Below are 19,298 nucleotides of genomic sequence, written 5' to 3' on the forward strand. Positions count from 1 at the left end.
CCGACAAGGCACACCCCGCCCGCGGGGGTGATTGCTGGCCGCCCGCCCGGAGGGCTGGCGGTCAGACGTGGCGCGGGACCGACATGACAGCGAGCGGGCGCACGGCGGGGGCCGAAAACTAGGCGTCCTTCAGCCACCCGGTGCCGGTGACGACAGGCAATTGCAGGGCGCGCTCTCGGTCCAGGTCCAGGTTGCCAATGTGCAGCGACAGCGGCGACTGCACCCACTTGTAGATGGACTGCTGGAACAGGCGGACGAACTTCTCCACGTAGGCCGCGGCGCGCGAGGCCTCGACCTCCGGGAACATGGCCGCGAGCGCCGTGCGCATCTCCGAGGGCGTCAGCTTCTCGCCCGCGTACAAGTAGAAGCACGCGTCCAGGATGGGGAAGGGCATCAGCTCCTCCTCGCCCACCTGATTGGGCGCCAGCTCCGGACCGGCCGGCTTCGCCAGCACCTTGCGGATGCCCTCCAGCCCCATCGTCTCCAGCAGGTAGTCCAGCAGGTACATCACCACGGTCTTCGGGACGTTGGCGATGACCGCGAGCGCGCCCATGAGGTCGCCGCCGATGGTGGTGTAGCCCACGGACTTCTCGCTCATGTTGCCGGTCTGCAGGAAGAGACCGCCGCTGGAGTTGCTCCAGTTCCACATGCGCTGCGCGCGCAAGCGGGCCTGGATGTTCTGCTCGGTCAGGTGGCTCACGGGCGCATCGCCCAGCATCGTCTTCGTGACGGCGAGCTCGCGCGCGAACGCCTCTTCGATGGACACCACCTGGAACGGCACGCCCAGCTCGCGCGCGATGGTCTCCGCCGCATCGCGTGTCTGCGGACTGGAGTACGGGCTGGGCATGTAGAAGGCCTGGAGCAGCGAGCCCGGATTCTGGGGCCGCACCCGCTTCGCGTAGCGATGCGCGATGAGCAGGGTCAACAGCGAGTCGCGCCCGCCCGACAGGGCAATGCCCAGCAGCTTGAAGGCCTTCGTCTTCTCGAAGTAGTCGCCCACGCCCAAGGCGAGCGCGTCGAGCACGTCCTCGCACAACGCCACGCGCGCCGAGCGGCGGGTTTCGGGGCCGGGCAGGAAGAAGCTGCGCTGGGGCGGGACGGGATACGTGAGCGACTCGCGGCGCGAGCGCACCGCGCCCGTGCAGTCCACGGTGGGCACCGGCGCCTTGCCCGAGGCCGACCAGGCCTCACGGTCCACGCGCCACGTGGTGGCCTCGGCGCGCAAGCGCACGGTGCGGTCCAGGTCCACCACCGCGGCGGCGAAGCCCTCCTGGAAGCGCGGCGTCTCCAGCACGTGTCGGCCGTTCTGATTGAGGAAGCCGCCGCCGTCGAAGATGAGCCCGTCATTGCTGCCCACGGCGTTCGCGTAGGCGATGGTGCATTGATGATCCGAGGCGCGCGTGGCGATGAGCTCGCGGCGCGTTTCCACGTAGCCAATGCGGAAGGGCGAGGCGGAGATGTTCACCACCAGCTCGCCGCCCGAGTAGGTGCGGCGGCGCATGGGGCCATCCGCGCTCCAGATGTCCTCGCACACCTCGGGAGCGAGCACGCCGAAGTCGAAGCGGAAGACATAGTCACCCAGCGGGATGCCGCGGTGAACCTCGGCCATGCCCGGCTGGCCGCGGCCGTACGTGCGCCCCTCGTAGAAGATGTTGTAGGTGGGCAGCTTCTCCTTGGGCACGAGGCCCAGCACCTTGCCGCCCGCGACCACGGCCGCGCAGTTGAGGCGCACGCCCTGGTGGGCCACGCCCACGCCGAGCACGAACGCCATGGGGAGCGCGGCGGTCTCCCTGGTGAAGCGCTCCAGCTCGGGCCACTGGTGGTCCATGAAGCCCTGCCATTGGACGAGGTCCTCGGCGGGGTAACCGGAGATGAGCTGCTCCTGGAAGACGCCCACCGTCACCTGCTCATCCGCCATCCGTCGGGCGAGCGCGAGCGCCCGGTCCACGTTCTGGGCGAAGGCGCCCACGGTGGTGTTGACGCTGGCGATGCCAATCTTCACGAGCCGCATGGTGCGTCGATTCCTTCATGCCGCCGCGCGAGGGAGCGGGCGGTCGCTGACGTTGAGGGCCCCAGCAATGCCCGGGACGGGCGCGGAGGCAAGCCCCGAGGCATGGCCCGTCAGTTGAGCGGGCCGCTGGGCCGCATGGGCTGGAGACGGCCGATGAGCTCGCCCACGTCCGCGAGCACCATCTCCAGTCGGCGGCGCACATCCAACTCTTCCAACAATTCCTGGCGGCGCTCGGCCTCGGGAATGACGGCGGAGGCGACCACATCCGCGAGCATTCCGCCGCTGGCGCGAGCGGCCACGGGCAGGAGGTTCTCGGCGAAGGACGGGGGCACGCGGCCGGCGAGCTCGAACACGGCCTGACGGAGCTGCTCCTCCTCGGGGCCCGAGTAAGGCAGCTCGGGGAGGACCTCGCCGCGGACCTCGCGGTAGAGGTGCTCGGTGGTCAGCTCCTCGAGGCAGCGCACGCGGCTGACGCCTTGAAGGAGGATGTTGTAGCGCCCCTCCTCGACCTGCTCATCCCAGAGGATGACGCCGGCGCAGAGCATGGGCTGGAGCGAGGGTCTTCCCTCGTAGTTGCCCTCCCAGCCGGGGACGAGCTGCGCCATGGCCATGACGCGGTCGGTGGCGAGGGCCTCCTTCACGAGTGCGCGGTAGCGGGGCTCGAAGATGTGGAGGGGGATGACGGTGTGGGGAAACAAGACAGCGGAGGGCAGGGGGAAGACCTTGAGCGAGGCACGGGCAGCGCGCTCGACGCGTTCCTGGGCGGTCATCGGGGGCATCCTTCCTGTGTTGATAAGCTCCCGGGGCGCCGGTCGCATTTCAATCAAGCGCCGGCCCGGCCGCTCCTGGCAACCCTCCCCTTGAAAGTCCCTGGAATCTCAAGGGAATCCGAGCCCGTGCGGCGCTGCCCCCGCAGCCAACTCAGCGCGAGCTTTCCCTGTTCGCCCGAAGCCATCGCGACACGGACGTGCGCGATGGCCGTCGTCGCATCCTCGACCTCTCCCCAGCGAATGGAAGCGACCTCATGGCCCTATCCCAGGACACCGCGCTCGGTGGTGACGAGCAGCCACCGCTCCGGGCTCTGGAAGAACGCAATGACTGGCAACTCTCCCGCGTGCACAGAACATCGTCAGGGCCTCCAGTGAAGTCGCAACTCACCCACCCAACAACCCCGGCCCCTGAAACATGGTGAGCCGCACCATCACATTGCCCGTCCAAGAGGGCGCATGCGAGGCTCACCGCTCTGTCCAGCCACAGAACGCCGGAGCCGCCATGGCCAACTCCGTGGGAGTCAACACGCTCTCCGTCATCACTCAAGACTCCAGCGGAGTCTCGGTCGCATTCCCAGACGTCTGCAAGACACCGAGCCCCGCCGGGCCGATTCCCCTCCCCTACCCGAACATCGCGAAGTCGTCGGATACGGCCAAGGGCACGAAGCAGGTATCGGTCGACGGCAATCCCGTGTGCGTGAAGGACTCGAACTTCAGCACGAGCACAGGCGATGAAGCAGGGACCGCGGGTGGCGTCGTCTCAGGCAAGACCCAAGGCAAAGCCGAGTTCGTCAACTTCTCCTTCGACGTGCAATTCGAGGGAAAGAACGTCGCTCGCGCCATGGACCTGATGTTACACAATGACAAGAACACACCCCCTTCGCCCGTCATACAACCACCCGTGGTCGCCGTGAGCCAAGGGCCAGGGAAGTGCAACTGCCTGATCTGCGACAAAGAAATCTAGGCAGCACCTGCAGCATCCTGTTGGAGGGGCCATGCCTTCACGTGAGCAGGACAAGCAGCAGGCAGCGCTCGACACGGATGAGCCCATTCTCGGGAATCTCGTGGGCTGGGTTACAGGACTTGGGGCCAAAGGAACCGTGCAGGTTGACTTCGAGGGCAACCGCCGAGGCCCCATTGAGGCGCGCTTGGCGACGCCTGCGAATACAATGACACTGAGCTTGGCCGTGCAGCGGCGCCAAGGGGTCGTCCTCTGCTTCGAGCGAGGACTTCCCTCACGCCCACTCATCCTTGGTTTTGTCCAGGAACCATCAGAGACGCCCTTGCTCGATGAACTGCTCAGCGAACCTCAACCAGGCACATCCGAGTTGGTCGTCAATGGAAAGCGTTTCTCGTTGGACTCGATGGTGGGTGAATCCGCCGACGAAATCTCCCTGCGCTGTGGCAAGGCCAGCCTTGTTCTTCGGCGCAACGGGCAAGTTCTCATCCGCGGTGAAGACGTGAAGGTTGATGCGGGACGAGTACTCCGCTTGCGAGGCGGCAAGACTCAGATCAACTAGCGCGAAGTATCCCATCAACCCGAAATTTCTCCGAGCCCTCTCCTCGATTCGCATCATGGCGCTACTGCCTCCCCACCTTGCGCTCCCCATCGCCTGGGACACCTACGCAGCCCATCTCGACGAGGGGGCCTTCCTGTGGCGCCAACGCATGCGTGCACTCGTAGGACCAGACTACGTGCTCGACGAAATGGCAGAACTGGAAGGGAGACTGCTCGCGCATGTCGACGCACTGGTGCTCGGAGGGAGAAAGGTCGCCGCCCGAGTGCTGGTGCCAGCGCTGGGCCTGCACGACGACGCAGGTGTCGTGGCGGCCGCCACCCTTGCACTGCTGATGCAGGAAGACTCAGCGACTGAATCCATCGAATCCATCCTGCAACACATCTTGGAGGGAGACGAGGCAACATGCATGGCGCTCCGACCAGCGCTGAGCCTCGCGGGCACAGAGTCCATGAAGCAACGACTGCTTCCTTTGCTGGACTCCGCCACAACGCCAGCCTTCCTGACGAAGACCGTGCTCGACATCCTTGGAGCATGGCGAGTCGATCCTGGCCCTGTCCTTCAGCCCTTGCTGACGCACGAGGAGCCCGGGATCCGAGCAGCGGCATTCCGGTGCGTCCGCCCATATCCTTCCCGACTGTCGGACGAGGTCTTGAGGTGGGGGCTACGTTCGTCACTTCCCGAAGTGAGCGACTCGGCCCTGGAGGCGGGACTCATCGCGGGAATGCAACGCGCCTGGCATGAGTGTCGACGACAGGTGGAGACCCGAGACAGCTCCCCAGAACTCGCGCTGCAGGCCCTGGCCATCATGGGAGGACCAACGGGGCAAGCCCTCGTGCTCGCTGCCCTCAAAGACCCAAGACGACAGAAGCATGCCCTGCACGCACTCGGACTGCTAGGAACCCTAGACGCCGCGGAAGCCGCACTGTCATTCATGAAGACGGACGAGCTCGCGCCTCTGGCGGCGGAAGCATTCTCTACAGTGACAGGATGGAGCGTGACGCCATCAGGGACCGGAACGGAGCCACAGGCGATGGGCACCACGGAAGCGCCCTCTGAACCGAAACCCAAGGATGACCTACCCCACCCCAATGCGGCCCAGGCAGAGCATTGGTGGCGAACCCAAGGCCGTCGTTTCGAGCGCACACAGCGGTATGTGCTCGGACGCCCATTTGGCCAAGAGACCCTCCTCAGCGCGCTTCGCGAGAGTTCCATGTATCGCCGCCGCTCATTGGCTTTGGTACTCGCTCTGCGGACGCGGGGCGAATGCGTTGTTGATCCAAATGCCTGGGCACGTGACCAGCACGCGCAATGGGAGTCCGCGCGGAGAGCCCCTTCAACGCGGTTCCTTCGCTCACTGGAGGCACTCCATGGCTGAGGCTCAGCATCGAGGCGCGATGGTGGGACAAGCACCATGAGGGTCCGCGTCCACGCGGTGGGCATGGCCTCCTGTCTCGGTGCGGCCACGCCCGCGTGCGCTGCGTTTCGCGCCAACCTCTTCCAACCCTCGCAGTCCCCGGACGCAGAAGTCGCGGAGCCAGGAGACGAGACGCCTCAAGCGGTCACGGTCTGCAGCGCGCCGGTATCTACCTTCGGCTTCAGCGGCGTCGGAAGACTCGTCGCGCTAACCTGTGAAGCCCTCAAGGACCTGTGGTCGCGCGTGGACCTCGCGACGCTCGCGTCGAACACCGGCTTCTTCTTCGCACTCCCAGATCCGCGGGAGCGAGGACTCGAACTCGGTGACTTGGACGAGTCGCTCCAGGACCGTCTGGATGAACTGGGGACGCGAATACTGAAGCAGAGCCTGCGAAACCTGGGGCTGACCTGGAAGGGCCCCTTGCGCTTCTTTGGCGGTGGACACATCGCCTTCGCCCAGGCGCTCCACGCAGCACAGGCGGAGCTGATGCATCGGAGCATGAAGTCCTGCGTGGTCATGGGGCTCGATTGCCTCGTGGAGGAAGGCACGCTTCACTCACTCGCAAGCGAAGAACGATTGAAGTCGCCCGCGCGCCCCACTGGGCTGGTCCCTGGCGAGGCAGGAGCCGCCCTCCTGCTCACGACAGAGCCATCCTCGAATGAGTCTCGCAGCAAACCCACGGTGGAACTCCGCGCGATACGAACGGGGAGCGAGCCATTCCCACGTGGCGCCGACAAGCCCTCGGACGGACGGGCACTCGCAGAATGCGCTCGAACTGCGCTGGCTGCGGACGGCCCCCTTCAAGGCACGCCTCTGCTGGTGAGCGACCACAATGGTGAGGAGTGGCGCGCGCGGGAATGGGGAGTGGCGTTGATTCAACTCCGAACGCTGGGGCTCACATTCGAGGCGCCGCCGACATGGTATCCGGCCATCGGTTTTGGCGAGGTAGGAGCAGCCTCCGGTGCGGTGGGGGCTTGCTTGGCCATACGTGGACTGGAGCGCGGCTACGCCCCTGCGACGTCCTGCCTCGTCATGTCTTGTGCGGATGACGCTGGCCGCGCAGCATTCCTTCTGTCGGCGGCCCCCCGCCCTCTCCATCGGGGAGCAAAATCATGAGCACGGGTGAAGCTCGTCACGAGCCCAATTCGGACCTGGCCAAGCGGCTCAACGACATTTACAAGCGCAATGCCAAGCGCAAGGACGAGAAGCGCTCGAAGGCCAAAGAGGAAAAGAAGAAGAAAAAGAAGGACGAGGCTCCAGCGCCCGCCGATGGACACATCGACCCGAATGCACCGCTGAAGGGCCTCCTGGCCAAAGGGGACAACTACGCGCGGCGCGGCTATCTGTACCTCAAGGCCCAGAATGGGCGAGGCGTCTACCGTGACTTCAGCCATGCCCATCTCGAGGAAATCCGAGACCTGGTGAAGGAGCGAGCGGAGTTTCCCGGGGGACCGAAAGAGAACTTCAATCCGACCTTTACCCAGCAATATCCCTATCCTTGGGAAGCACATCACATGCTCCCAGGCTCCGCCTTCTATTATGAGCTGAAGGATGGGAAGCCCGCATTCACCTACAAGCAGATTCGGCTGATTCTCGTATCCCAATACAACATCAATCACGGCCACAACGTCATCAATCTACCGTCCGAGGACTGGGCTGTGCCAGTCCACGCACTCATCTGCCATCCCAGCGACCATGCCGCCTACACCTTGCGGATCATGGACGAAATGCGAAAGCTGTCCGCCAAACTCCAGCAAACCATCGACAGCATCAAGGACCATGGAGACCTCCCCGAACTGATGTTCGAGGAACTGAAGGCTCTTGAAGAGGACTCCTGGGATTTTCTCGTCGAGTTGAGTCGGGCGATTGTCGCGGCCAAGGTCGCGGGCGTGCGCTTTACGGGGGAGGGCTCCGAGCACGTTCGCCATGCGAACAAGGACGGTACGACCCAATACGACTGGGGCAGTCTCTGGTAGGAAGCGAACACCCATGAACTACTGGATCCTGAAGGCAGAGTCAGCGGACGGCGGCATCATCGATGCGCTTCCCAAGGAGAGCCCGACCCAGTGGAAGTTCAATGCCGGAGAGCCACTGGGGCGGCAGTTCCCGTCCGGCGGCAAGGTCTCTTTCTCCGACCACTTCCCGGATCGACGCAAGGTCTATGACTTCGTCCGCAATACGGTGGGGGTGCTGCTCGTCTCTTCTCGGGTCAAGCAAGTGCTCGACGCGTTGAAGGTCGAGAACGTGGAGTTTCTACCTCTCACGATGTGCGACCATCAATGGAACCCCATCGCCGAGGGATACGGCATTCTCAATGTCCTGGGTGCTCAGGATGCCATTGACATGGAGAAGTCGAAGTATCGGATGAGCAACCTCGTGAAGACGGACATCGCGAGGATGAAGAGCCTGGTGCTGACTGAGAATCAGATCGACCCCAAGGCAGACATCTTCCGCGCCAAGCACATGATGGAGCTCATCCTCGTCTCAGGTCGCGTGCTCGAGGCTCTTGAGAAGGCGGGCGTGACTGGGCTGAAGGCACTTCCAGCCAACGGCTACAACGAAATGGCCGTGGGCTAGGAATCGCGCACGCCACGGGGAGCACGAGGTGACTCGACTTGCCGCACTTCGGAATGACTCGGGGCGGGCCGTCCAACGGCTGCTGCGTTCATTCGACCCTCTCGCCAACCGAGAGTCACTCATTCGCGACGTGGACGAACTGTGCGTCCATTTCCACGTCATCGCAGTCGCCACCCTGCTGGTCGATGGCAACCCGCAGGGCTTCTTCCTCAACCTGTGCCGAGCAGGAGAGAACTGGCGTCGGCTGCTGAAAACCCTTCGTGCGAAGGAGTTCCTCCTACCGGCCTCTCGACACACGACGCCTCTCGCAGGAGCCGTTGCCGCAGGAGACTGGGCGCTCGCAGAACAACTGGTAGCGCTCTCTGAGAAGCGCTGGAATCCTGACGAGGAGTACCGAACCGAGCACGCTCAGGCCCAGCTCCTCTGTGCACTCGTCGGCCCCGGAACACGTGACTCAGCCCTCGCTCGCGCCGAGTCTCTTGAAGAGCTGGGCGGCCCGGGGAACGACCACCGCGTCGCGTGCGCCAGGGCGCTGCTGGATGCCGATTCTGCGGCCTTCGTGACGGCCTTTCGCGCGGCCTTACTCATCCATGGAGAAGAGGTGGAGAAGAAGGCCAAGCTCTTCACCACGCCGGTCACCCGCTTCGCCCCTCAGCGCTCCATCTGGATGGAGGGACTCGCGCTGCTGCGACTCGCGGAGCGCGCCGGGATTCCCGCCTTCGACGAGGCATTCCTCTACTGCCCACCGCTCGCGCGAATGCCCATGACCGACAGCTATCGCGGGGACTGGGTCCTCGCGCTCGACCCGTAGCTGCCGCTCCCAACAGCCTGCACCAGCGATCGGCCGGCGCGCCCTGTCCATCACGCCACCTTGCCCACCAGGATGGAGTAGGGGCTGTCCGTGGAGATGATGCGGTCCAGCTTGAAGCCCCCCTCGGCGAGCAGGATGTCGTACTCCCCTTGCGTCCGCTCCCGGCCTCCGGTCAGCGACAGCATGATGAGGTCCATCGCCACGGCGGGATGAGGCTCGGAGCCCTCGGGCAGCATCATCTCCAGCACCAGCACTTCCGCGTGGGGCGGCGCCACCTCTCGAATGCGCCGGAAGATGGCGATGGCCTGCGGGTCCGTCCAATCGTGGAGGACATTGCTCAACAGGTACACGTCCGCGCGCGGCAGCGGCCCCGTGAAGAAGTCCCCCGCCTGGCCCTTCATCCGCGGATGCGTCAATGCGTGGGCCACCACATCCGGCAGATCGAACAGCGTGCCGCGCGCGCGGGGCGCGGCATCCAGAATCGCCGTGAGGATGTGGCCCCGGCCCCCGGCGATGTCCGCGATGTGCTCGTAGCGGTGGAAGTCCATCCCCTGGAGCACCGCCCCGATGGCCATGTGGGACTTGCTGTTCATCGCCGCATCGAAGATGCGCGCCTCGTCCGGACGGGCCCGCAGGTAAGGCCAGAGCCCTCCCGGTGACACCGCGTCGCAGGCTGTCTCCCCCGTCCGGAGCGTGCCGCCCAACACCCCCGCCGCGCTCCAGTTGATGTCATTGCCCATCATCAACACGAAGGACCGCTGGGATTGCGGATGGCGCTCCTTCAGGTGCTCCGAATAGTCCGTGTGTACCCACCCGTGGCCGCGCCGCTCGAACACTCCATGCGCGGCAAGCATCCGCATCATCCGATGCAGCGAGTCCGCGTGGGCTCCCGTGGCCCGCGCCAACTCCTCGGAGCTCATGGGGGTGTTTCCCAGGACGTCCGCCACACCCAGCTGTGTCACGAGATGCAAACACCGGGGCGCGAAGTATCCGACGCACAGATTGAACAGGAACGCGGGGGCTGGAATCGCGTGCATGATGACTCCCATCGACAGGCTTCTCCCTGTCTGCGATTGCCACCCTACTCACTTCTCAACAGTGCTCAGAGGCTCGCGGGCCTGGATGTCTCACACCCGACACTCACCCGATGCGCCCCATCCCCCACTCCCTGACGACGTGATGCGCGGCACTGCCCCTGTCCGCCCCCCCTCACGCCCGCGGGTTCACTGTGACGCCCGGGCGATCTCCGTGGGGCTCATGCCCAGGAAGCGACGCAGGCAGCGGGCCATGTGGCTCGAGTGCGAGAAACCCGCCTCCAGCGCGACCTCTGTCAGGCTCATGCGCCCTTCAATCAAGCGCAGTCGTGCTCGCTCCACGCGGCGCTCCAACACGAACCGATGCACCGGCAGCCCCGTGGCTTGTTTGAACAGTGGCTTGAAGTGAGACACGCTGAACCCGGCCACCCCCGCCAGCTCCGCCAACGTCAGGTCCTCGTCCAGGTGCGCCTCGATGTACTCGACCACCTGCCGCAGCCGCCACGCCGGCAAGGCGTGACGACGCTTGGGCTCCGGGGCCACCGCGTTGGACTGCAACGCGAACAGCCGCGCGGCCAGCGCCGTCGCCAGGCTGTCCACGAAGAGACGCCCTCCCGGATAGCCGTCGTGGTCCTCGGCCTGCATCATCCAGCCGATGCGCTCGACCTGCGGGTCCCGGATGTGGATGGCAGGATCCAACGCCGCCCCCTGCGTCCCCAGCCCGGTGGTCTCCGCCACCTCCCGCATCAACCCGGGCGTCAGCCGCAAGAGCAAGGACCGCGCGGGGCTCGACAAGGTCCACCGCGTGCTCGACCCCGCCGGCACCACGCAGAACTGGCCGTGGAGACGCGCCCCCTGGCGCTCCGCCGTCCCTACGCGATACGTCACCGGGACCGGGTCCCCCACGTGCAGGCAGAGCACATGGCGGTCATCCACCGGCGAGTCGAATCGGCCGGAAGGAACTGGCGACGTGAGCACGTCGAGCAATGGCATGCGCCCCGGACCAAGGCTCTTCAGCAACGTGGCTGGCAGGCTCGGGTAGCACGAGGGTCGATCGGTCATCGCAGGAACCTTCCTAATCGGGCTGCCGGGCCACAACACGGAAGATCATCCGTTTGTGCCCGCGAACGGCCAGATATGCGCGCGCCGAAATAACCTCGCTGCAACTATTGGCGCGTTCTCTCCCCCCTGGAGCACGCCTCATGAACCACCGATTCTTCCTCAAGTTCGCGGGTATCGCCTTGGCGGCCAGCACGCTTGGCGCCTGCGCCTCACACCCGGAGTCACACTCCACCCCGGCCGGCGTCAGCGCGGCCCAGGTGACGGACGCCGCGGCCTGGCGCGCGGCGCGGCGCTTCGCCCCGCTCTCGTTCGGAAAGATTGCCTACGTGGAGCGAGGCAGCGGTGACGCGGCCCTTTTCCTCCACGGCGCCCCCCTCAATGGGTTCCAGTGGCGCGGCGCCTTCGACCGGTTGTGCAACGTCCGGCGCTGCATCGCGCCCGACTTCATGGGCCTGGGCTACTCGGAGGTCCCCGCGTCCCAGCCGGTGGCCGCCTCCGACCAGGTCGACATGCTCGCAGCCTTCCTCGACTCGCTCGGCGTCTCCCAGGTCGACATCGTGGCCAGTGACAGCGGCGGCGCGGTCGCCCAGCTCTTCCTGGTCAAGTACCCGCAGCGGGTCAAGTCCCTCCTCCTGACGAACTGCGACACCGAGCCCAACAGCCCGCCGCCCATGGTCATGCCAGTCATCGAGATGTCTCGCGCGGGGACGCTCGCGGCCTCGACCGAGGAGTGGCTCACCAACCCGGACAAGGCCCGGGCGACGTTCGGCGCGGGCGTGTTCGAGCATCCCAGCCAGCTCACCAACGAGATCATCGAGACCTACGCCGCGCCCATGGTGAGCTCGCCGCTGCGCAGGGAGAAGTACCACGCCTTCCACCTGGCGCTGACCCCCAACCCGCTCGCGGGAATCGAGGCGAAGCTCAAGCGCACGCACGTCCCGGTCCGCATCGTCTGGGGCGCGAGCGACGCCATCTTCCCGGTCGCGGACGCACACTACCTCGACCGCACGTTCCCCGGCTCCCAGGGCATCCGCTTCGTGCCGGGCGGCAAGCTGTTCTTCCAGGAGGAGAACCCCGACATCATCGCCGAGGAAGCCCTCCGTCTGTGGAAGGTGAACTGAAACAGACGAGCCCCTCCATCCGTCGAAGAGCGGGCCCGTCTGGCATCACCCCCAGCCCCACTCAAGGGCTGGGGCGGCAGCAACCTCGAGGTTCAGCGTAGCAATAGAAGCCGGTGAGGCACGGCGGCAGCGCCGGGCCACACGCCGGGGGATTGCCCAGCTCACACGCGCCACGGACTCCGGTGGTGCTGCAGTGGTAGCCCGAGGGACAGGGCGGGAGATTCGTCCCAGAGTCTTGAATCTCCGCCTGACCTGTCTTGCCCAGCTCCCCCTGGTCATCGACGGCGAGGGCACCACCGCAGCCCACCACCCACGCACACGCGAGCCACCCCGTCCCTCGGATGAAGCCTGTCTGCATGAATGCCCCGAGCCAATCACGGGCTGTCTGACAACGCATTCACGCTAGCACTCAAGGCCGTCGTGCGACGTCAGCCCATGACATTCCGTCTCATCGCAAAGCCTTCGTCCATGTTTCACCGCGCCCTGGACGCCAAGAAGGTGTCGAGGATGGTGTCGAAGGACTCCGGCGCGTCCATCTGAAGCCAGTGACTGGTCCCCGGGACCACCTGGTGGGCCAGCGTCGATGACAACACGTGCAGGCTGCGCGGCGTGGCGTTGGGCGGTGTAACGACCGACAGCGCGGGGCCCGCGTAGCGCCGGAGCGCCACCACCGGGTCGAAGGTGAGCATGGCGCGGAAGCCGCCCACCACGCTCTCGCGCGGCGTGGCGCGAAGCTGTGCCATCACCTCCCGCGCCACCTCGGGACGCGCGCCCGCCAAGGCTTGCTGCCAATACGCTTCCAAGACTTGTGCGTACGCATCGGAGTCCAGCGCCGCCACGAAGGCCATCGCGTCCTCCAATCCCTGCACATCCGGCACGGGGTCCACCAGCAACACTCCCGCCACCCGCTCGGGATGCGCCGCGGCGCAGGCGAGGACCACATCCGCGCCGAAGCTGTGGCCCACCAGCACCGCGCGCCGCACGCCCAATCCCTCCAGCGTGCGCGCGAGTTCCTCACCCAGCCCCTCGAGGTCGAAACGCCCCTGCGGTGGAGGGGCAGAGCGCCCATGCCCGCTCAGGTCCACCGCGATGACCCGGCGCGACGCACGCAGGTGACGCACCTGCGCCGCCCACTGCCGCGCGCTGCCTCCCAGCGAGTGCACGAACACCACCGGCGTGCCGCCCGAGCCCTCATCCAGCGTCGCCATCCGCTCCATGCGTCCTCCTGATTTCGCGACGGCCGCGGGTCCCACCCTGGCGGGGGTGCAAGCCATCAGCACCATCCCCAGACATGCGGGCAACCACCCGAGCCCCGCGGACTCACCTGACCGTCTCGGCCGCGCGCTGCGCTGTCTTGGAATCATGAGGACAGACTGCCGCGCTCGCGCACCCGCGCGCTTGGACGGATGTGCCCCCTTGGACAAACGTGCATGGCCTCAGGCGAGGCGCCGCTCGGCACGGTAGGCCGAGGGAGTCCGGCCCATCAGCGCCTTGAACGCACGGGTCAGGTGACTGTGGTCACAGAACCCCGCGTCCAGCGCGATGTCCGTCAAGCTCGCGTCACCTTCGACCAGGGCACGCGCCGCGAACTCCACGCGGAGCCTCCGGACATAGGCGCCCATTCCCACACCGCACCAGCGACGGAACCCTCCCGCCAGCTCCGAAGGGCTCACGCCCACCGCGGCGGCCACGGCCGAAACCGACAAGGGCTCGCGGTAGCACGCCTCCACCTGTGCGCGCGCTCGCACCCACCAGACAGGGGGTGCTCCCCGCCGTGGACGCTGCGCACGGGAGACCTCCACCATCGCTTCCAACAGCAAGGCATGCAGGGCCAGCGGACTGACCGAGTCCGACAGCATCAACTCGCGCCCCATGCGCGACAGCAGCCGCGGCAGCGCGCGGGTCCGCTCGACCGCAACGGGCTCCCAGCGCTCCAGCGAGAGGCCCTGCGAGAGCGCCCAGGCCGGACTCATCTCCACGAGCAGGAAGCGCGCGGGCGCGTCTCCATAGCGTCCACCGTGGCGCTCGCCCGGCGCATGGAAGCTCACGCTCAAGGGCGCGCGCGGGCCCGGGGCTCGGCCATGGCGCTCCTCGTAGTGCCCCCCCAGGAACAAGCCCAGATGCGCCACCGCGTGCACATGCGCGGGCTCGTCACGGTGCCCGGTCACCTGGGCGAGCGCGAGCCCAGCCCCCGGAGCGATGACCGAGCGCTGTACCGACAGAGAGCCACGTGGGTGCCCGGCACGAGAGACCGCCATGGCGGGAAGCATGCGAAGGGTCCCCGGGTCTCTGCAACCCCGGCGAACTCTTCGAGCCCGACCGATGAGTTTCGAGCCGGAAGGGAGTCTGTTGGGAGAATCCAGCGCGCGAAGTGAAGCGCGGCCCCAGGAACCCAGGAGCCCTGTCCATGAGCCGAGTGTTCTTCGATGTGACCGTCTCCCTCGATGGCTACCTCGCGGGCCCCAACCGAGGCCCGGACAATCCCATCGGCGGCCGAGGCCCCATGCTGCACGCGTGGCTCTTCTCGCAGCGGGCCTTCCGACAGCTGTTGCATCTCGGTGACGGAGGGGAGACGGGCGTGGACAACCAGCACGTCGAGGAGACGTTTCAGCGCATCGGCGCCAACGTCATGGGCAAGCGAATGTTCGAGGAGGGCGAGCGCCACTGGCCCGAGGAGGCCCCCTTCCACTCACCGGTCTTCGTCGTGACCCACGAAGTCCGCGCGCCCTGGGTGCGCAAGGGCGGCACCACCTTCTACTTCGTCAACGACGGCCTCGAGGAGGCGGTGCGTCGCGCACGCGGGGCGGCGGGAAGCAAGGACGTCCGCATCTCGGGAGGCGCGAACCTCATCGTCCAGTCCCTCAACGCCGGGCTGGTCGACGAGTTCAACCTCACGGTGGCGCCATGCTTCCTGGGCACGGGGCTTCGCTTGTTCGATGGCCTCGACGCGGACCGCCTCTCGCTCGAACTCGTGGACACCCTGCCCTCCCCCCGCGCCTCCCACCTGCGTTACACGGTCCGGAGGAAGTAGGCCCACGGCCTCACCGGTGAGTTCGCACCACTCACCGACGCCCGCATCCCGTCACCGATGCGAGCCCTTGCGCGCCGCGCGCCACACGTAGCGTTCCTCCGCGCCGAGCCCATCCCCTCTCGGCACAAGGAGGAGCACCGTGCCCGACTTCGTCGCCACCCGCAGAGCCCTTCTCACCGGGGCCGCCGCCACCACCGCGAGCCTCGCGCTGAACCCCCGGCTCGCCCTGGCCGCCCCCCCGTCCCGCCCTCGCATCGGAGCGGATCCGGTCCGCCTCTTCTCCAACGAGAACCGCTATGGCCCCTGCGAGGGAGCGCAGCGCGCCATCCGCGAGTCGCAATCCCTCAGCAGTCGCTACGCCTCGCTCGACACCCTCAACGCGATGAAGCAGCGGATCGCCGACCTGGAGGGCCTGACGCCGGAGCATGTCCTGCTCACCTCGGGCTCCATCGAGGTGTTGACCTGCGCCGCCGCGGAGTACGCCGCGGGTGGCGGCCGCATCGTGTGCGCCAAGACGACGTATGACGTGCTGCCCGTCTACGCCGAGCGCATCGGCGGAAAGGTGCACCGCGTTCCGCTCGACGAGAACCAGGTCCACGACCTCGCCGCCATGGAGGCCGCGGTGGACGCGGACACGCGGCTCGTCCTGGTGTGCAATCCCAACAATCCCACGGGGACCCTCCTCGACTCGGCCCGGCTTCGCGCCTTCTGCGAGTCCGTGTCGGCGCGAAGCACCGTGCTGGTGGACGAGGCCTACCTGCACTACGTCGAGCCCGCACCGGGCCTCTCCATGGTGGACCTCGTTCGCGCGGGAAGGAACGTCATCATCTCGCGGACCTTCTCCAAAATTTATGGATTGGCCGGCATGCGCATCGGTTACGCGCTGGCGCAGCCCGCCGTGGTGAAGCGCCTGCTCGAACTCCGCATGGGCCTCATCAACTCCACGGGGCTCGCCGCGGCGTATGCCAGCCTGGAGGACCAGGCGTTCGTCCCGCGCATGCGGAAGCTCAACGCGGAGTCGCGCAAGATCATCACCGCGGTGTTGGACGAGACGGGGATGAAGTACGCCGCGGGCCACGGGAACTTCCTGTGGATTGCCCTGCGCGCCGACCAACTGGACCTCCCCGCGCGATTCATCCCGCACGGTTTCTCGCTCACCACCGTGCCCACCCGCCCCATCCCCGCGGACGTCTCGGCGTTGCGATTGACGCTCGGCACGGTGGAGGAGATGCGCACCCTCGCGCCGCTTCTGCGGGCCTCACTGAAGGCCTGACCCAGTCCATCAGGCAGCTTGCGCCCAGGTCTCGGCGTCCAGCCCCAGCACCTTCCTTCTGGAATCTCCAGCACGGGGGATTCGACAACAGCGCTGCGGCGTCCGCGATCGCAGACATCCTCGTGCGAAAGAGATTGCGCGTCCGCATCACCTGCAAGTCTCGCCGCTCCAACCCGGAGCAGCAGGTCGAAGCAGCCTGATTCAACCCCTCCGCAACACTGACAGCAGGCAAGCTTCGCGCGCTCGCGTCCACTCTGCCGGCCGCACCCAGGTCTCCAGCACACTGCGGGTCCTGTCCAGGTCCTTGGCCACCTGCGCCCAGGACTGGGCTTGAGCTGCTCGCGTGGACAGGTTGACTGCGCTGCTTCCCTTGAGTTTCTTCACGCCCCCCCGGCGCGGCGATGCCATGTTGCCCGGGGCCCCACGAGACCTCGAGCGTCGCGCCACCGGTCAGTTCGTCGCGCTCGACCAGCGCGAATCCGCAGTTGTCGAGTTGGAGCGAGACCTGGTCGGCCTTCTTCTCGGCGTCTTCGGCCGTGAACGCGATGATGCGCTCGTCGAGGTTCAGTGGCTCGCCGCTCGGTGAGCGCTCGTTCGCCGGATCCATGATGCGCTCGCCGGGCTCGCTGCGATCGCTCACCTTGGATGGGGTCATGCGTCGAACCTCCGGCGCTCACTGAGGATGACATCGGTCAGGACGCGCAAGCCGGGCACGAAGAGGCGCCGGCCAACGTCGAACTCAAGGGTCGGCTGGAAATCGGCGAGCCCCACCAGAAGTCGCATGCGCGCGGCAGCGTCGCGAAGTAGCGGCCTGCGAGGTCATCGAGCGTGTCACCCCGGTCGACGCGTTGGACGCGCGTGTCCACGTGGTCCTTGAAGCGCACGGCTCGCGCTCCGTGAGGAACCGGCGCCCGACCTCGCCGGCGACGCCGAGTGTAAACGAGCGCCGAGAGCCTGCGCGTGGGGCTGACATGCCCCCGCGAAGCCGCGACGCCCGAACGATAGGGGGCCACCTTCGACGGGCGACGACGGCGTTTCACGCCGCTGGCTAGCGCAACACCCTCGCGTGATCGGTCAACGCTGGCTCACGAGTGGAACGTGAAGCGGAGCGATCTCGCTCGAGAATGTGGCTGCCAAGCTCCAACGCGCGAGGTAGCGTGCTGAGCGCCAGGCTGCACGTTCAATAGGAGCTTCTGACATGGCAATGGTCACATGGATATACATGCTCACCGATGCGGAGGTCGCCGCGCTCAAGAAGGCCCCCGACACGATCACCTCGCTCGACAAGCCCGCGGGTGAGCAGCTCGCGACGCAGCTCTACACCTCGATCAACTACTTCCTCACCGGCGCCGCGTACCCTGCGAAGAAGCACCCGCTCAGCGCCGTTCTGGGCGGAGAGAAGCACGTCAAGGCGAAGTCCGTGGAGAGCGGTGGCTTCGCGCTCACCACCGCCGCGACCGTCGCCAGGCTGAGCGCGGCGCTCACCAAGGTCGAGCTCGCGAAGATCAAGTCCGCGATCAAGAAGGCTGACTTTGATGAGCTGCGCGACACGGAAGAGGTTGATGAGGAGTGCGTGCTCGAAGGCTCTGACAACAACGAGGCCGCCGCGGAAATCATCGCGGAGATCAAGGCACTCCAGAAGTTCTTCGCCGCGGCCGCGAAAAAAGAGCGGTCTCTGGTGACCTATACCGACTAATTCGCCGCTCATTGTGTGGGTCGCGCGCAAACGTCATCGGTGACTACCGCTGAGTTCCCGGACGCTCCCGATGAAGCACACCTGTCTCTGGCCCCATGCGCGGCAGGGCGGCCCTCCGCCCGCCCTGCGGAAGCTCGTATCTGGCCAATGAATCAGGTGGGGTATCCCCCACGCCGGGTGCTGCGCACAGCGCGCAGCAGCTCCGGACGATGGATTGGAGGGTGTCGAGTTTCGGTGCGCGGTGAGCAGTGACGAGGAGGATTGCGTCAGAGACCTCCGGTAGTTGCTCGCAGTGACGACGGGAGAGCGTGGCGCTCACCGCTCATGTCAGGCGACTGCGCGTCCTCGGGCAGCCGGGCGGGAGCGGCGAATCGCTGGTTTCGAGGTTCTGCTCTCGACCAACTGGATCTCCCCACGAACATCATGCCTCACGACTTCTCGCTCGCCACCGTGCCCACCCGCCCAATCCCCACGGAGAAGATGTGTCAGCGGGCCGATGCGCCGTTGTTGCGGACCCGCAACATCAAGGACGGCCTCGACATCGACTGGAGCGCGCCCGACGTGAAGCTCGACACACTCAATCCAGACCGCGTCTGGCAAGGGGCGCAGCGTCACGATGAGCGACTCCAGCAGCGCCTTCGCACACGTCCGCAGTCGCGCCCGGGCTGCGCACAACTCCGCAAGCGTGTCAGCGTCGAACATCGCCCGGCACATCTCGCCAACCGCCAGGGCCCGAAGGCCCGTGACCGAGGCACGCGCCGCAACCTCTTTGACATCAGGCGACTCGCGGTCGCCCAAAACCTCGAAATCGCCGCGCGTTACCTTCGAGCGTCGTGACCTGACCTGTTCGGCGCGCTAGGGGCTGTCCCTGATTAATGCAGCCACAGAGCCATGGCCGCGACGTGGAGGACGGCGAGGTAGCAGGTCGCCGTCTTGTCGTAGCGGGTGGCGACGGCGCGGCATCGCTTGAGGTCGTGG

General features: G+C 66.4%; 19 protein-coding genes and 1 pseudogene. 12 read left to right on the forward strand and 8 right to left on the reverse strand.

Translation table 11 applies throughout. From position 1 onward, the window contains the following. Positions 1 to 118: 118 nt before the first annotated feature. Positions 119 to 2,011, reverse strand: a complete 1,893-nt coding sequence (gene nadE, locus KRR26_RS32155; RefSeq protein WP_217081665.1) for an NAD(+) synthase — start codon at positions 2,009 to 2,011, stop codon at positions 119 to 121. Positions 2,012 to 2,121: 110 nt separating this feature from the next. Beyond that, positions 2,122 to 2,781 carry an LON peptidase substrate-binding domain-containing protein gene (locus KRR26_RS32160; RefSeq protein ID WP_199723873.1) on the reverse strand — a complete coding sequence of 220 codons (660 nt, stop codon included), beginning with the start codon at positions 2,779 to 2,781 and terminating at the stop codon, positions 2,122 to 2,124. A 502-nt stretch (positions 2,782 to 3,283) separates the two neighbouring features. Between KRR26_RS32160 and KRR26_RS32165 the strand changes: the two genes are divergently transcribed. The 6 genes from KRR26_RS32165 to KRR26_RS37090 all read left to right on the forward strand — a co-directional run bounded on the left by KRR26_RS32165 (position 3,284) and on the right by KRR26_RS37090 (position 9,103). After that, a complete protein-coding gene (locus KRR26_RS32165) occupies positions 3,284 to 3,745 on the forward strand; it encodes a DUF4150 domain-containing protein (protein WP_120209200.1) in 462 nt (153 codons plus the stop codon). A 31-nt stretch (positions 3,746 to 3,776) separates the two neighbouring features. Further along, the gene (locus KRR26_RS32170) at positions 3,777 to 4,301 is read left to right on the forward strand and encodes a DUF6484 domain-containing protein (RefSeq protein WP_120209004.1); all 525 of its coding nucleotides are present in this window, start codon (positions 3,777 to 3,779) and stop codon (positions 4,299 to 4,301) included. A 55-nt stretch (positions 4,302 to 4,356) separates the two neighbouring features. Continuing rightward, positions 4,357 to 5,676, forward strand: a complete 1,320-nt coding sequence (locus KRR26_RS32175) for a TIGR02270 family protein (RefSeq protein ID WP_217081681.1) — start codon at positions 4,357 to 4,359, stop codon at positions 5,674 to 5,676. 1,151 nt (positions 5,677 to 6,827) lie between these two features. Beyond that, positions 6,828 to 7,691: an AHH domain-containing protein gene (locus KRR26_RS32180; RefSeq protein ID WP_217081666.1), complete on the forward strand. Its 864-nt coding sequence runs from the start codon at positions 6,828 to 6,830 to the stop codon at positions 7,689 to 7,691. Between the two features lie 13 nt (positions 7,692 to 7,704). After that, positions 7,705 to 8,292, forward strand: coding sequence for an imm11 family protein (locus KRR26_RS32185; protein WP_217081667.1), 588 nt, complete (start codon positions 7,705 to 7,707; stop codon positions 8,290 to 8,292). 601 nt (positions 8,293 to 8,893) lie between these two features. After that, on the forward strand, positions 8,894 to 9,103 hold the full coding sequence (locus KRR26_RS37090; protein ID WP_233577343.1) for a hypothetical protein: 210 nt from the start codon (positions 8,894 to 8,896) through the stop codon (positions 9,101 to 9,103). 50 nt (positions 9,104 to 9,153) lie between these two features. Here the strand turns inward: KRR26_RS37090 and KRR26_RS32195 are convergent, their stop codons facing one another. Both KRR26_RS32195 and KRR26_RS32200 read right to left on the reverse strand, forming a co-directional pair. Beyond that, positions 9,154 to 10,140, reverse strand: coding sequence for a methyltransferase (locus tag KRR26_RS32195; protein WP_217081669.1), 987 nt, complete (start codon positions 10,138 to 10,140; stop codon positions 9,154 to 9,156). Positions 10,141 to 10,326: 186 nt separating this feature from the next. Next, positions 10,327 to 11,199 (reverse strand): helix-turn-helix domain-containing protein, encoded by an 873-nt coding sequence (locus tag KRR26_RS32200; protein ID WP_217081670.1) that lies wholly within the window; start codon positions 11,197 to 11,199, stop codon positions 10,327 to 10,329. Positions 11,200 to 11,339: 140 nt separating this feature from the next. Between KRR26_RS32200 and KRR26_RS32205 the strand changes: the two genes are divergently transcribed. Beyond that, positions 11,340 to 12,320: an alpha/beta fold hydrolase gene (locus KRR26_RS32205; protein ID WP_217081671.1), complete on the forward strand. Its 981-nt coding sequence runs from the start codon at positions 11,340 to 11,342 to the stop codon at positions 12,318 to 12,320. Positions 12,321 to 12,381: 61 nt separating this feature from the next. On the opposite strand, the gene KRR26_RS32210 is transcribed toward KRR26_RS32205, so the two are convergent. The 3 genes from KRR26_RS32210 to KRR26_RS32220 form a co-directional block, all read right to left on the reverse strand. Continuing rightward, complete coding sequence (locus KRR26_RS32210) at positions 12,382 to 12,717, reverse strand: hypothetical protein (RefSeq protein ID WP_217081672.1); 336 nt, start codon at positions 12,715 to 12,717, stop codon at positions 12,382 to 12,384. Between the two features lie 76 nt (positions 12,718 to 12,793). Continuing rightward, on the reverse strand, positions 12,794 to 13,537 hold the full coding sequence (locus KRR26_RS32215; RefSeq protein WP_120208989.1) for an alpha/beta fold hydrolase: 744 nt from the start codon (positions 13,535 to 13,537) through the stop codon (positions 12,794 to 12,796). Between the two features lie 219 nt (positions 13,538 to 13,756). Next, positions 13,757 to 14,578 carry a helix-turn-helix transcriptional regulator gene (locus KRR26_RS32220; RefSeq protein WP_158611545.1) on the reverse strand — a complete coding sequence of 274 codons (822 nt, stop codon included), beginning with the start codon at positions 14,576 to 14,578 and terminating at the stop codon, positions 13,757 to 13,759. 149 nt (positions 14,579 to 14,727) lie between these two features. Here KRR26_RS32220 and KRR26_RS32225 point away from each other — a divergent pair, with 149 nt between their 5' ends. From KRR26_RS32225 to KRR26_RS32235, 3 genes are all read left to right on the forward strand, one after another. Continuing rightward, the gene (locus KRR26_RS32225; RefSeq protein WP_217081673.1) at positions 14,728 to 15,351 is read left to right on the forward strand and encodes a dihydrofolate reductase family protein; all 624 of its coding nucleotides are present in this window, start codon (positions 14,728 to 14,730) and stop codon (positions 15,349 to 15,351) included. Positions 15,352 to 15,490: 139 nt separating this feature from the next. Beyond that, on the forward strand, positions 15,491 to 16,624 hold the full coding sequence (locus tag KRR26_RS32230) for a pyridoxal phosphate-dependent aminotransferase (protein ID WP_217081674.1): 1,134 nt from the start codon (positions 15,491 to 15,493) through the stop codon (positions 16,622 to 16,624). A 343-nt stretch (positions 16,625 to 16,967) separates the two neighbouring features. After that, a complete protein-coding gene (locus KRR26_RS32235) occupies positions 16,968 to 17,210 on the forward strand; it encodes a hypothetical protein (protein WP_217081675.1) in 243 nt (80 codons plus the stop codon). Between the two features lie 65 nt (positions 17,211 to 17,275). On the opposite strand, the gene KRR26_RS37500 is transcribed toward KRR26_RS32235, so the two are convergent. Beyond that, positions 17,276 to 17,407 (reverse strand): hypothetical protein, encoded by a 132-nt coding sequence (locus KRR26_RS37500; protein WP_268905913.1) that lies wholly within the window; start codon positions 17,405 to 17,407, stop codon positions 17,276 to 17,278. Positions 17,408 to 17,822: 415 nt separating this feature from the next. Here KRR26_RS37500 and KRR26_RS32245 point away from each other — a divergent pair, with 415 nt between their 5' ends. Further along, a complete protein-coding gene (locus tag KRR26_RS32245) occupies positions 17,823 to 18,320 on the forward strand; it encodes a DUF1877 family protein (RefSeq protein ID WP_217081676.1) in 498 nt (165 codons plus the stop codon). Between the two features lie 589 nt (positions 18,321 to 18,909). Then, positions 18,910 to 19,157, forward strand: a pseudogene (locus KRR26_RS37095) (IS1182-like element ISStau7 family transposase); the annotation flags it as partial. Positions 19,158 to 19,298: the final 141 nt, after the last annotated feature.

Origin of the sequence: Citreicoccus inhibens (assembly GCF_019039035.1) — a bacterium.
Classification (GTDB): domain Bacteria; phylum Myxococcota; class Myxococcia; order Myxococcales; family Myxococcaceae; genus Citreicoccus; species Citreicoccus inhibens.